This is a genomic window from Ruminococcus callidus ATCC 27760 (assembly GCF_000468015.1).
Taxonomy (GTDB): Bacteria; Bacillota; Clostridia; order Oscillospirales; family Ruminococcaceae; genus Ruminococcus_C; species Ruminococcus_C callidus.
On record NZ_KI260339.1, the window covers coordinates 888 to 1,616 of the forward strand.

Here is a 729-nt window from a genome sequence, read left to right on the forward strand (position 1 = left end):
TGGTTGTCTGCTTGCGGTCGGAATACCAGTGATGTTTGCCATTTTGCATAAAGCCGTACAACACAGGTTCGTGCTGCCACTGATAATCAGAGCGACCCAAAACAAGACTATCCTTTACCCAGATACAGCAGCCTGCAAGATGAAATCCGGCATCAATGAATGCTTTGCGGAAATTCAGCCCTTCGGTGTCTGCATGAAATACATAGGCAGAACCGCCTTTTTCCAGATGCTCCGCCATTCGCTGAAAGGAGGACAACAGGAATGTATAAAACTCCTCGTTCTTCATACTGTCATTCTGAATGGTAAGTCCGCTGGCACTCTTAAACGAAACTCCATATGGGGGATCGGTCAGAATGAGGTTTGCCTTGGTGTCACCCATGAGAGCAGATACATCCTCCGCAGATGTGGCATCACCGCACATCAGCTTGTGTCTGCCAACTGTCCAGATGTCGCCACGCTGTACAAAAGCTGCCTTTTCTAAGGCGGCGGACAGGTCAAAGTCATCCTCTTTTGCCTCGCCATCTGCATCTACACCCAATAGGTCTGTCAGTTCCTTTTCATCAAAGCCGGTCATGGAAAGGTCGAATCCGAGCTCCTGCAATTCCTGCATTTCAACGGACAGCAGTTCTTCGTCCCAGCCGGCATCCAATGCCATCCGGTTGTCAGCAAGAATGTACGCTTTCTTCTGTGCTTCCGTCAGATGGTCGGCATACACACAGGGTACTTCTG

Annotated in this window: 1 protein-coding gene; it reads right to left on the minus strand. The window is 49.7% G+C overall.

All coding sequences use genetic code 11. From position 1 onward, the window contains the following. On the minus strand, nt 1-729 hold a 729-nt coding region (locus RUMCAL_RS04040; protein ID WP_021681271.1), incomplete at both ends, for a DNA methyltransferase.